This is a genomic window from Bartonella taylorii 8TBB (genome assembly GCF_902825155.1).
Lineage (GTDB): Bacteria > Pseudomonadota > Alphaproteobacteria > Rhizobiales > Rhizobiaceae > Bartonella > Bartonella taylorii_A.
In genome coordinates this window covers 37,188-50,749 of the sequence record NZ_CADEAG010000009.1, presented here as the reverse complement: position 1 = coordinate 50,749, position 13,562 = coordinate 37,188, and the positions used below count along the sequence as shown (strand labels likewise).

General features: G+C 36.9%; 11 protein-coding genes. 7 read left to right on the top strand and 4 right to left on the bottom strand.

Annotation, left to right across the window (positions count from 1 at the left end):
- Window positions 1-30: 30 nt before the first annotated feature.
- The 4 genes from gor to J7R13_RS07325 all read right to left on the bottom strand — a co-directional run bounded on the left by gor (window position 31) and on the right by J7R13_RS07325 (window position 5,714).
- Complete coding sequence (gor, locus tag J7R13_RS07340; RefSeq protein ID WP_208438113.1) at window positions 31-1,422, bottom strand: glutathione-disulfide reductase; 1,392 nt, start codon at window positions 1,420-1,422, stop codon at window positions 31-33.
- Window positions 1,423-1,632: 210 nt separating this feature from the next.
- Window positions 1,633-2,190: a DUF2059 domain-containing protein gene (locus J7R13_RS07335; RefSeq protein WP_208438112.1), complete on the bottom strand. Its 558-nt coding sequence runs from the start codon at window positions 2,188-2,190 to the stop codon at window positions 1,633-1,635.
- A gap of 70 nt (window positions 2,191-2,260) precedes the next feature.
- On the bottom strand, window positions 2,261-3,001 hold the full coding sequence (rpiA, locus tag J7R13_RS07330; protein ID WP_208438111.1) for a ribose-5-phosphate isomerase RpiA: 741 nt from the start codon (window positions 2,999-3,001) through the stop codon (window positions 2,261-2,263).
- Between the two features lie 409 nt (window positions 3,002-3,410).
- Complete coding sequence (locus J7R13_RS07325) at window positions 3,411-5,714, bottom strand: ComEC/Rec2 family competence protein (protein ID WP_208438110.1); 2,304 nt, start codon at window positions 5,712-5,714, stop codon at window positions 3,411-3,413.
- Between the two features lie 113 nt (window positions 5,715-5,827).
- On the opposite strand from J7R13_RS07325, the gene gltX reads away from it, so the two are divergent.
- From gltX to J7R13_RS07290, 7 genes are all read left to right on the top strand, one after another.
- Entirely contained in the window at window positions 5,828-7,255 is a 1,428-nt protein-coding gene (gene gltX / locus J7R13_RS07320) for a glutamate--tRNA ligase (RefSeq protein WP_208438109.1), read from the top strand.
- Between the two features lie 265 nt (window positions 7,256-7,520).
- A complete protein-coding gene (gene gltA / locus J7R13_RS07315) occupies window positions 7,521-8,816 on the top strand; it encodes a citrate synthase (protein WP_208438108.1) in 1,296 nt (431 codons plus the stop codon).
- 564 nt (window positions 8,817-9,380) lie between these two features.
- A complete protein-coding gene (locus J7R13_RS07310) occupies window positions 9,381-10,133 on the top strand; it encodes a transporter substrate-binding domain-containing protein (RefSeq protein WP_208438107.1) in 753 nt (250 codons plus the stop codon).
- A gap of 316 nt (window positions 10,134-10,449) precedes the next feature.
- Window positions 10,450-11,202 carry a transporter substrate-binding domain-containing protein gene (locus J7R13_RS07305; RefSeq protein WP_208438106.1) on the top strand — a complete coding sequence of 251 codons (753 nt, stop codon included), beginning with the start codon at window positions 10,450-10,452 and terminating at the stop codon, window positions 11,200-11,202.
- Window positions 11,203-11,279: 77 nt separating this feature from the next.
- A complete protein-coding gene (locus J7R13_RS07300) occupies window positions 11,280-12,002 on the top strand; it encodes an ABC transporter permease (RefSeq protein WP_208438105.1) in 723 nt (240 codons plus the stop codon).
- Window positions 11,999-12,706 (top strand): ABC transporter permease, encoded by a 708-nt coding sequence (locus J7R13_RS07295; RefSeq protein ID WP_208438104.1) that lies wholly within the window; start codon window positions 11,999-12,001, stop codon window positions 12,704-12,706. Before J7R13_RS07300 ends, J7R13_RS07295 begins: the two co-directional genes overlap by 4 nt.
- A 79-nt stretch (window positions 12,707-12,785) precedes the next feature.
- On the top strand, window positions 12,786-13,559 hold the full coding sequence (locus J7R13_RS07290; RefSeq protein ID WP_281432493.1) for an amino acid ABC transporter ATP-binding protein: 774 nt from the start codon (window positions 12,786-12,788) through the stop codon (window positions 13,557-13,559).
- Window positions 13,560-13,562 lie beyond the last annotated feature (3 nt).

Sequence of the window (13,562 nt, the reverse complement as noted above, 5' to 3'; positions counted from 1 at the left end):
AACTCGCTCACTTACCACAATATGTGCTGTTTAACCTTCTACTTTCTTTCCATTTTCATAGATGTAACTTGGTTTATACATCGTTACCAATTCCTCTGCCATAGTTGGATGCACTGCCATAGTTTCATCAAAGACATCTTTCGTCAGTCTCCCCTTGAGAGATATGCCAATGAGCTGTGCTATCTCACCAGCGTTCTCCCCTAAAATATGAGCACCCACAACAATACGACTTTCACCATCAACAATAAGCTTCATAAACATTTTTTCAGAACTCTCGGAGAGAACATTGCGCATAGAACGAAAAACCGTACGATAAATTTCAAGACGCTTATAACGATGTAGCGCATCTTCTTCTGAAAGACCTACCGTTCCAATCTCAGGCTGTGAAAAAACCGCCGTTGTAATTAAATCATAATCGGGTGTAGTGGGTATATTCTCAAATGCAGTCTTAACAAAACATATTGCATCATGAATCGCAACAGGCGTCAATTGAATATGACCTGTTACATCACCCACAGCCCAAATGTGGGGAACATCTGTTGTCATTCTTTCATCAACAACAACTGCACCAAACTCATTCACTTTAACGCCTGCCCGCTCGAGTCCTAAACCCATTGTATTTGGTACGCGCCCCGTAGCTAACATCACCTGATCAGTACTGATCATTTGCCCACTGGATAAAACAAGATTATAATAATTTCCTGTAGCTTGCACTTTGGAAACTGTTTCCCCATAAATAATAGAAATCCCTTTTTCAACCATTGCATCATTAAGCAGCTGTCGCAAATCATAGTCAAAGTTACGAAGAATTAAATCACCACGATGGAGGAGCGTTGTTTTCACACCTAATTCATGAAAAATGTTAGCAAATTCAACACCAATATACCCGCCACCAACAATGACTATTGATTTTGGGAGTTTTTCAAGGTCAAAAATTTCATTGGAAGTAAGGCATAAATCACTGCCTTTTATTGCAGTATTTGACGCAATTTTTGCACCCGTTGCGATTAAAATTTTTTCCGCGGTTACCCGTTCACCTGTTACAGAAAGCTCTAATGTATGATCATCGACAAAGACAGCACGACTTTCATAAATATGAACATTATTATTTTGCAGTCCTTGGCGATAAAGTCCTTCCAATCTTGATATTTCTTTATTTTTAGCTGCAACTAATTTTTCCCAACTAAAAATTGGTTCAGCATATTTCCAACCAAAACCAACGCTTTTACGGAACTCTTTTGCATATTGTGAGGCATAAACATACAATTTCTTAGGAACGCAACCGCGAATAACACAAGTACCCCCTATACGATATTCCTCTGCTATAGCGACACGCTTACCAAGCCCTCCAGCAAGGCGTGCTGCACGCACCCCACCAGAACCGCTTCCAATAACGAATAAATCAAAATCAAAAGAACCCACGAACTATTCCTTCTCATACATCTACAATAATAAGCTACGATCGTTTATTATCAAATGAAAACCTTTTTGTTTTCAATTTTATTTTCAAGCAGCATTTTTATAAAGTAATAATCCTAAAAGGACCTGTTTCTATTAAAAACGGCGGAGACACCGCCGGTTTTTATAATAAATTAAAGAATCCCACACTCTTATATAATGATATCAATCAAACTATTTGTGATTTTCTGAAGATCCCGATTTCATAGGCGTAGCAGAGTTATTTAAATGAAGTGTTTCAGACATCTCTTTTTTCACATTTTTTATAAGATCCTGCATAAGAGCAGAACGCCACGTATCAAATGTAGAATAAGCATCACGCGCAATATTTGGAACCTCTGTCAAAAACTTTTTACCGGTATCAGAACTATAGAATGCCGTGATTGCATCAAGTTCTTCTTGAGTAAAATATTTTGCATACACATGAGCAATCTCTTTTTCTAAATCAGAGCGCCGTTTAGCTAAAGCAAGCGCCTGTTTATCAACAATATCAGAAATAGAAGTTGCCAAATTGGGATCATCGCTGATCAATTCATTTTTAAAATCATGTGCCGCATTCGGTAAAAAGCTATCAAATTGATCAGTTGCACGAATAGCGCTGATAGCCTTTCTTGCCGAATCTAAATGCTGTTCGCTCACGCCTTGCGCATAAGCCATCCCAATATTGACCACAAAAACGGCAGCTACACCACAATACGCGACAAAACGCTGAAAAGAAAATATTGTTTTCATTTAATGATTACCCCGATGACTAATTATAATCCAAATTCGTTATTTTATCCAAAACTTTCAATACCCTTTTTTATTGTGCTAGCATATCCTCATGTAAATTGTCTTCTCTAAAATTAAACGCTTCTAAAACTTTTATTTGTCCATCAGCCATCGCTATAATTGCACGCGAAGCCAATCCCAAAAAAAGACCATGCTCAACAACACCAGGAATAGCAAGGAGTGCATCCGATAATAGTTTTGGCTGCAAAATACACCCCAAAAATGCATCAAAAATGAAATGTCCACCATCTGTTTCAAAAGGAGTTTCTCCATTCATCCGTAATGCAATTTCTCCAGAAAGCCCTAAATCATCGGCTACTTTTTCGATAGCTCTGCGTGTAGTATGCATACCAAACGGATTAACTTCAATCGGTAATGCAAAAGCACCAAGCCTTTTTACTATCTTTGTTTCATCAGCAATAATAAGCATTGCACGAGAAGCCGATGCTACAATTTTTTCATGCAACAGTGCCCCCCCTCCCCCTTTAATGAGAGTCATCTCTGGACCAATTTCATCAGCCCCATCGATATCAAGATCTAGTTCAGGTATCTGTTCTAAAGTACTGATAGGCACCCCAAATTTACGACAGAGTTGCTCAGAATATTGTGAGGTAGCAACACCAGTTACACGAAGACCATCTCCAACACGCTCACCTAGAAGGCGAATAAATTCATTTACTGTCGAACCAGTTCCGATACCAAGCCGCATACCATCTTCAACAAATTCAAGCGCTTTAATAGCCGCCACTTTTTTTAACTGCTGAACATTCATGAATTACTTTACCTTTTACCAACCAGTGTGATCGATAACAAAAATGAATCTATTGCCTTAATCTGCCATAAATTTATTCGTCATCTTTTTGATTGAAGAAATGTTAATGATTATAAGAATATATGATAATCATAAAATAGAATAATTAACAATTTTATCTCTTTATAAAATTCATTGACATTTTCCATATCAAATAAGCATTTTTAGCTTCTCTTTCACTATCAATGAGGTGCATCCATAAAAGGCCTCTACAAAATTATAAATTGTTCAGGATATCAACAAATCGTCTGTTTTGAAAAACTATAAACAATTTATGCAGATCTAGCGGAATTGATAACCTCGTCACAGAAACATAACAAAGCATAATTGGAAAAATGTTCCTATAATTTCCTGTTTTGTTGTTTCTCTGTCATAAAAAGGATCGAGAATGCGATAAGTTATACAGTTCTTGTGAATGTTGCCTGTGTATATTCCACGGTCTATAAAACCCCATAGAAGACCAAATAATATCACCACTTTTTGTCATCATAACACTCCCTCGTGATAACAATTGTTGGGGAGTAAATATTATTTTTGTCTTCTTGTTGCATGTTTGATTGCTCATTGCAAATGTCTTAATCATGATGTCTGCCTCTATGCATTGATCTGTTTCTCCATGCAAGACAATCACTCTTAATCCATTTTCTAATAAGGACGCACAAACATGATTATCACAAACGAACTGCTCATGAAATGAAGGACCATATTTCGTTGGTTTTATCATCTCATTCACACGAAATGATTTTTCCCATATAGAAGTCGTGAATTTAGAAATATGGTAACGATCAATATATAATTTCTTTTCATTAACAATCCCCACGAGTCTCATATTATCTGCTATAATAAGTTGTATAGGTGAATGCACTAAGCAAACATAAATACCAGCCAAGATAACAAGACAAAAAAAATACCTGATGGATGTTTTAAAAAAAATTAGCCCAACCAAACCTATACTCAATAGAACCAACGCAGATAACGGCATAAATCCAGGATTCAAATCAGGAGAAATGGCTTTTATAGCGTAAGCAATTTTTATCACAAGACCAACACCAAAACCCATAATTTGAAGCGGTAACCATTCAAGCCCCCAAAACATTGCAAGGACTGCGATTAATCCAAAAGGTATAATGAGCATTGATACTATTGGCAGAGCTAACGCATTACTGATAATGCTAAGAATTGCAATATTGGAAAAATGATAAGCAGCATAAATTCCACTGGCAGCGCCCGCCACAAATGAAGATGCACATGTTGAAAGTATCGTTAAGAGTACAAAACGAATCATTCCACCTCCAACGTAAGATGGTGTTGTTTTCCTTTTACGAAAAAGTGAACTCCCGCTCCACCAATCAAAAGACGCAATTAAAGCTGCCGTTGCAGAAAAAGACATTTGAAAGCTTGGACCTAATATTTCATGCGGCGTAACAGCAAGGGTTATCAAACCTGCAATAGCAAAATTACGTATTGTTACAGCAGAACGATTACACAATACGGCAATCAACATAACAGCAATCATCACAAAGCTTCTCTGCGCTGATACAGCGGCGCCAGAGAGTATCAAATAAAAAGCTGTCATCACTAGTGCCGCAATGGCAGCGAATTTTTTAGAAGAATAATAGGATGAAAAAACTGGGGAAAGTGCTAAAAAACTGCGAATACACACAAGAACTATGCCACTCAACAAAGCCATATGCAAACCTGATATTGATAAAATGTGCGCTAATCCAACCGCACGCAATGCTTCATTTGTATCATTTGAAATACCACCCCGCTGTCCCGTTATAAGAGCAGCCGCAACACTCCCTTTTTCTTGGTCAATCGCCATACGGATTCTCTGTGTCATGTTTGTCCGTAAATTTTCAATTTTCTGTTGGACTATAGTTAATATTTTATCCGACTGTAAAACTGATATTTTTATTGGTTTTCCTAAGTAAACTCCCTGAGCACCAATTCCTTTAAAATAATTATGGAAACTAAAATCGTAACCTCCTGGACGTACTGGCCCAGATAACGCACGAATCTTGACTTTCCCATATAGGACATCACCAATTGCTAACCCATAGGGTAAATACCTTGCTGACAAACGAATACAATGAGGAGGATGGTGTAATATTGGCTTTTGTGTACTCAAAACATCTAGAACTAAACGAAATCCCCCTTTTTGCCTTGAATCAATAGAAACAATCCTTCCTGTTAATGTGGTAACAATGTCTCCACTCAACATTGTTGTAGATACACGCCACGTTTCTATTTTTGCAGCCAAAGCACCCAATACAATACAAAACAGAAATCCCGTGGTAATCCATACTTTCCGATAAAAACGTGAAATGTAGAGTATTCCAAGAAAGATGCTAACCAACACACCAAATTGTCTCCAACTTGGCTCTCTCTCCACACTAAAATAATAAATGATGCCTATGGAAAAAAAGATTAAAATCAATGAAAAAAGAATTCCAAAAGAGATTTCTTTGTTTATGCAATCTACCAACCATTTCCAGAAAAAAGTTATTGCTTCTTTTAAAGGTGTAAATAAAAAAAGCTTTTTCCCGGTACACTTGTTGTTATTTGTATCATAATGCGTAGAAAAAGCATCCTGCTCTATCGGACTCGATTTTTTTCTTTCTGTTACACCGCTTATGGATAAAGCATCCTTAACTTTATTTTGATTAAACATCCGCAAATCCCCACTTTACTTATAATGCGGCTCTTGCACACCTTATCATCTATGCTAACATACCCCTTCCATAAAATTCCATAAGTAACATCTTAATTTAAAGGAAGATATCCGTGTCCGTTATTACCCGTTTTGCTCCCTCACCAACAGGATTCCTTCATATTGGGGGTGCCCGTACGGCCCTCTTTAATTGGCTTTATGCAAAACATACTGGTGGGAAAATGCTTCTACGGATTGAAGATACAGATCGAGAGCGTTCAACAGAAGCAGCTGTAAAAGCCATTATAGATGGCTTACACTGGATGGGACTCAGCTACGATGGTACTCCTATTTCACAATTCGAACGAGCAGAACGTCATCGACAAGTCGCTGAACAATTAGTAAAAGATGGCAAAGCTTATTATTGTTATGCTTCTCCTGACGAATTGGCTGAAATGCGTGAAAATGCCCGCGTAGAAGGTCGACCACCACGTTATGATGGACGTTGGCGAGACCGTGATATTTCTGAAGCTCCCAAAGATATTAAACCTGTTATTCGCATCAAAGCACCCCAACATGGCGAAACAATTGTGCACGACCGCGTTCAAGGTGATGTTCGCTTTCCCAATAAAGATCTCGATGACTTTATTATTTTGCGTTCCGATGGTTCGCCCACCTATATGCATGCCGTCGTCGTTGATGATCATGATATGGGGATAACACATATCATACGTGGTGATGATCATCTCACAAATGCAGCTCGCCAAACAATCATTTTTAATGCAATGGGATGGGATATTCCTGTTATGGCACATATTCCACTTATACATGGTGAAAATGGCGCAAAACTCTCAAAGCGGCATGGCGCACTAGGTGTTGATGCTTATCGAACAATGGGATACCTTCCTGCTGCTTTGCGTAATTACCTTGTCCGTCTAGGTTGGAGTCATGGTGATGACGAAATCATATCAATCGAAGACATGATTTCTTGGTTTGATATCGATGATATTAATAAGGGTGCAGCGCGCTTTGATCTCAAAAAGCTCGATGCCATTAATGGACACTATATACGTATGAGCAATGATCAAGACCTTTTTGATGCCGCTCTTAATATTTTACCAGAAATTGAAGGTGGATTACAAATAATTGAAACACTTAATGAACAACAACGCGCTCAATTTCTAAAAGCTATACCAAATTTGAAAGAGCGTTCAAAAACATTGTGTGAACTCATTGACAATGCTTCCTTCATTTTTACGCAACGGCCGTTACTTCTCGATGAAAAAGCACAAACACTCTTAGACAAAAATGGGCTAGCCATCTTAGAAGGTATTTATCTTGCCCTGAAAACATGCTCCCATTGGGATGTAAAAAGCTTGGATGAAACTCTTCGATATTATACAGAAAAACAAAATCTCAAACTTGGGGCTGTTGCCCAACCTCTTCGCGCAGCTCTCACAGGCCGTGCAACATCACTGGGAGTTTTTGATCTCCTTGTTTTATTAGGACAGGATGAAGCTCTTAACCGCATCAATGACCAACTTATGACAACGACATATTAACAATATACCTATAATTTATCAGCTCAATAGGTGTCATCTATAAATGTTTCCGCACAAACTGAAAGCTATCTTTTTTCTTAGATCGTGAAATTACATATTTGAGTTGGTAAAATTGCAAATAAAAAATATTTTTAGATTGCATGTGTCAACTTTTAGGGTAAATCTACCCTTCAATATAGGTAGGAGAAACTTCGATCACATGTCTTCCTATCTGAGGAGGTAGCATCTTGATTTTTAGGAGCGAAGGATCTGAAAGGAGTATCTAATGTCTGAGAATAAAGCGTACATTACAGTGAAAGATAAAAAAATAGAATTTCCCGTGCGTAGAGGCACGAGTGGACCTGATGTCATTGAAATTGCTTCTCTTTATAAAGAAACAGACACCTTTACTTATGATCCTGGCTTTACCTCAACTGCTTCTTGTGAATCAAAAATCACTTACATTGATGGTAATAAAGGAATATTGCTTTATCGTGGTTATCCTATTGACCAACTGGCTGAAAGAGGAGATTTTCTCGAAAGCTGCTACCTTTTACTTTACGGTGAACTTCCAACAAAGCAAGAAAAACATGACTTTGACCGTTGTATTATGCAGCACACGATGGTACATGAGCAGTTCGCACGGTTTTTTCATGGATTTCGTCGTGACTCACATCCTATGGCCGTTATGGTTGCATGCCTTGGAGCTATGTCTGCATTCTATCACGACTCTATTGATATTACAGACCCACAACAAAGAATGATTGCTTCTGTTCGCCTTATCTCAAAAGTTCCAACTCTTGCTGCGATGGCTTATAAATATAGTATAGGGCAAGCCTTTGTTTATCCACGCAATGATCTTAGTTACGCTGCAAATTTTCTCCGTATGTGCTTTTGCGTTCCTTGTGAAGAATACAAAATCAATTCCGTTCTCACTCGGGCAATGGATCGAATCTTTATCCTGCATGCAGATCATGAACAAAATGCTTCTACATCCACTGTACGCCTTGCTGGATCATCAGGTGCTAATCCGTTTGCATGTATCGCAGCAGGTGTTGCGTGCCTTTGGGGACCAGCGCATGGTGGAGCTAATGAAGCATGCTTAAAGATGCTACAAGAAATAGGTTCCGTTGAGAGAATCCCTGAATTCATTGCACGTGCAAAAGATAAAAGTGATCCTTTCCGCCTTATGGGATTTGGTCACAGAGTCTATAAAAATTATGATCCACGTGCAAAAATCATGCAAAAAACCTGCCATGAGGTTTTAAAAGAACTCAATATTCAAGACGATCCACTTCTTGATATCGCTATGGAACTTGAGAAAATCGCTCTAAATGATGAGTATTTTGTTGAGAAAAAGCTTTATCCAAATGTCGATTTCTATTCTGGCATTACATTAAAAGCCCTAGGATTCCCAACCGAAATGTTTACTGTTCTTTTTGCATTAGCGCGCAGTGTCGGTTGGGTTGCACAATGGAAAGAAATGATTGAGGATCCTGCACAAAAGATTGGTCGGCCTCGCCAACTCTATACAGGCTACGCCATGCGTGAATATGTTCCTATAGATAAACGTACAAATTAAAGAAAAGAAAACAAACAATCAATAAAGCTTCAATGGATTGAAGCTTTATTGTGAATAATCAAGAGTACAATTTAAAGAGTATTGTACCTCGATTTTGGAAATCTTTCTACAGGTATAATACTATCATAAAAGCTGTAAAAAACGTTTTTTGATGGCTTTTTCTTAATAAATCAATAGAATCCAAAACGCTCTTTCTTAGATCAGAAAAATACTTTGCCAAAAAGAGATAAAAAATTAACTTTTGAGCCGCATTCCACCCAATTAGGTTTATTCCCCATCGTCTCTCTACCAGAAGCCCTATCACATACTAAACTCAGCAATGTTAAGAACTTTTTTCTCTGTCCCTAAAAAAGCATTACCAAAGAGTAATTACAAAATGCTTTTTATAACTATACACCAAATACTTCTTCTCTTCAGCAGGTGAGGAAAAGAATGAAACACCCTCTTAAAACTTTCCTAAGCAAAATGAATACTCATAAATTTTTGCATTGCTCCAGAAGAGCTTACAGATTATAAAATACGTGACGGTCTCATATTTTCTAGCTTATTCAAGAGGAGAACATAATGAAATTATTAGCAGTCACTCTTATAATAAGCGCGACATTTTTCTCCCAATTTACCAATGCCCAAACGCTGAAAATTGCAAGTGATGCTTCCTATCCCCCTTTTAGTTATATTGACTCAAATAATGAACTCAAAGGTTTTGATATTGATATATCTTATGCACTTTGTAAAAAAATGAATGTCGAATGTACTCTCATCACTCAAGACTTTGAGGGAATGATTCCCGGTCTTCTTGCAAAAAAATACGACGCGATCATTTCGTCCATTGCTCCTACACAAGAGCGCTTACAAAAAATTGACTTCACAGATCCTTATTATAATACAGCACTCGCTGTAATTGTCACCAAAGATTCAGAAATTAAAGAGATCTCGGCTAAAGCCTTTAAAGGTAAAAATCTTGGTGTGCAATCTAATACAACACAAGCTGCATATGCAGAAGATCATTATGCTCCTGAAGGGGTGAACATTAAACTCTATCCTACAACGATAGAAGTGAATCGTGATCTTTTAAGTCGTCGGCTTGATCTAGTTATCTTTGATAAACTAAAGGCATTAGACTGGCTCAGCAATGAAGGAAAAGATTGCTGTCAACTTCTAGGGATTTTGGAAGAAACAAATTTTCCTATTGCAATCGCACTGCGTCAAAATAACAATGAGCTTAAAGATAAGTTTAATGAAGCGATAAGAGAAATCCACTTGGATGGAACTTATGAAAAAATTATGAAAAAATATTTTTCATTCGATATTTATTAAATATCAATATGTATTGAAATTAAAAACACTTTTATTTCTAAAAAATGTTATTTAACTCTTTTCAAGAAGCATGGGAATAATTGAAAATCTAGCGTTTTTGTCATTTCTTACGAGAAAATTCGCACTTTTATATTTAATTGGATAGTTTTTTTTCAAAGCTAAAATGTTTTTTGATCATGATGTCTATCATAATGATAACAACATGGGACACCAGTGAATTTTTATATTGCTCTCAAAAGAGCTTCCAGATTATACAATACATGACGACCTCACATATGCGCATCATATTTTCCCGCTTATTCAACAGGAGAACATAATGAAATTATTAGCAGTCACTCTTATAATAAGCGCGACATTTTTCTCCCAATTTACCAATGCCCAAACGCTGAAAATTGCGAGTGAAGGTACCTACCCTCCATTTAGTTATATTGACTCAAATAATGAGCTCAAAGGTTTTGATATTGATATATCTTATGCACTTTGTAAAAAAATGAATGTAGAGTGTACTATCACCACTCAAGATTTAGAGGGAATGATTCCCGGTCTTCTTGCAAAAAAATACGACGCGATCATTGCTTCCCTTGCTCCTACACAAGAGCGCTTACAAAAAATTGACTTCACAGATCCCTATTATAACACAGCACTCGCTGTAATTGTTAGCAAAGATTCAGAAATTAAAGAGATTTCGGCTAAAGCTTTTAAAAGTAAAAATCTTGGTGTGCAATCCAATACAACACAAGCTGCATACGCAGAAGATCATTATGCTCCTGAAGGGGTGAACATTAAGCTCTACCCGACAACAATAGAAGTGAATCGCGATCTTTTAAGTCGTCGGCTTGATGTTGTTATCATTGATAAACTGCAAGCATTAAACTGGCTCAACAATGAAGGAAAAGAGTGTTGCCAACTTTTAGGAACCTTGGAAGGAACAAATTTTCCTATTGCAATCGCACTACGTCAAAATAATAATGAGCTTAAAGATAAATTTAATGAAGCGATAAAAGAGATCCGTCTGGATGGAACTTATGAAAAAATTATGAAAAAATATTTTACATTCGATATTTATTAAATACCAATACAAACTAAAATTGAACAAACTGATTATTTCTAAAAAACATTATCTAACTCTTTGTGAGGAATGCAAGAATGATTGAAAATTTAGCATTGCTATCATTTAGCAATGGTGGATGGGGTGTGGTTATACTTTCTAGTGCGGGGATGACATTATCATTAGCTTTGTGCTGTGGGCTCTTAGGGCTTCCTTTAGGTCTTCTGGGTGCTGTGATGATTCGATCCAATATTAAGATAGCTAAAGCTATAGCGATCCTTTTTTCATCGATCTTCCGTGGGCTACCAGAGCTTTTAACCTTATTTTTAGTTTACTACGGCTTGCAAAATATTATTCAAATTGTTCTCGATTATTTTAATATTGAAATGACGTTCAGTATCAATGCTTTTGTTGCTGGTGTTCTTGCACTCAGTATGGTTCTTGCAGCTTTTTCTTGTGAAGTTTGGCTTGGAGCATTCAATATTTTTGATAAAGGTCAGTATGAAGCGGCGAAAGCTCTAGGGCTTTCACGCTCAACTACATTTTTTCGTATTGTCTTTCCTCAGCTGATTAAAAATGCCTTACCAGGTCTTTCTAATAATTGGCTGACTTTGCTTAAAGATACATCCTTGGTGTCAACCATTTCACTTGTTGATCTTATGCGACAAACAAACTTAGCAGTCGCAGCCACAGATAAGCCTATGCTTTTTTATCTTGTGGCATGCTTACTCTATTTGTTATTTTCAGCGTTCTTTTCTGCAGTCTTGCACTATCTGGAAATATACACTCAAGCAGGATATAGAAAGGTGTTGGGTTCATGATTCCTGAGTGGCTTTATTTCCTTTTTAATCCTGCTCTTTTAAACCGTTATGGGCCTAAATTTATTGGGGGCTTTATTGTTACTGTTGAGCTTGTTTCTATTGCTTGCTCCATTGGCTTTTTTCTTGGTATGCTTATCGCGTTTGCACGTTTATCAAATAATAAGTTTTTACGATATTTTGCAGAGATTTATGTCTATTTTTTTCGTGGATCTCCTTTATTGGCCCAACTTTTTCTTTTTTACTACGGCCTTGGTTCAATGAACAACTTCTGGCAACAAGTTGGACTGTGGTGGTTCTTTAAAAACGCATGGTATTGTTGCCTTTTCATTTTTGCACTCAATTCTGCTGCCTATCAATCTGAAATCTTTAAAGGAAGTTTTCTCTCTGTCACAACTGGACAACGTGAAGCATCAAAAGCATTAGGGTTGAGTAGTTCCGTAACATTTTTTAAAATTATTCTTCCCCAAGCAATGATTGTAGCATTACGCCCTTTGGGAAATGAAGTTATTTTAATGATTAAATCCAGTGCCATTGCCTCACTCATCACTATTTATGATTTAATGGGGATTGCCAAACTCACTTATTCGCGTACATTCGATTTTCAAGTGTACATTTGGGCTGCTCTTATTTATCTTCTGATCGTTGAGCTTATTCACCGTTTTATTGTTTTTATCGAATATCGTCTAACCCGATATTTACGGTAAATAAAATGATCACAAAAATCTTTACCAAATCAAAATGTTAAATTAATCAGTTTATTTATCAATGAAAGAATAAAACAAAATGAATTTGGAAAATAATCAATCTGTTCATATTACTCAAAACTCTGTGATTTCTATTCGAAATTTAAATAAATGGTATGGAGATTTTCAGGTACTCTATGATATTAACTTTGATGTTAAAGCTGGCGAACGCATTGTTATCTGTGGCCCTTCCGGATCAGGAAAATCAACGTTGATTCGTTGTATTAATCAATTAGAAAAAGCACAAAGAGGTTCCATTTGTGTTCATGATATTGATATTCATGCTGCCCCTTTACACCAACAAAAAAATGTTCTCCGTAAAATAGGAATGGTTTTTCAAAATTTTAATTTGTTTCCTCATATGAGCGTTATGCAGAATTGCATTTTAGCACCTATGACAGTTCAAGGGCTTTCTAAACAACAAGCAAAAGAACGAGCAATTCGTTATCTTACAGATGTCGGAATTGAAAAACACTGTAACAAATACCCTTTACAACTCTCTGGTGGACAACAACAGCGTGTTGCAATTGCTCGTGCACTTTGTATGGAACCTGAAGTGATGCTTTTTGATGAGCCTACGTCAGCTCTTGATCCAGAAAGCGTTGGAGAAGTTTTAGAAGTTATGGTTCAATTGGCTAATACAGGCATAACAATGCTTTGTGTTACCCATGAGATGGGTTTTGCGCGTGAAGTTTCAGAAAGAATACTCTTTCTAGAAAACGGAAAGATTATTGAAGATACAGCATCTGACGAATTTTTTACCAATCCTAAAAGCCAACGTGCTTGCGATTTTCTTGCTAAAATTAAACATTAATTA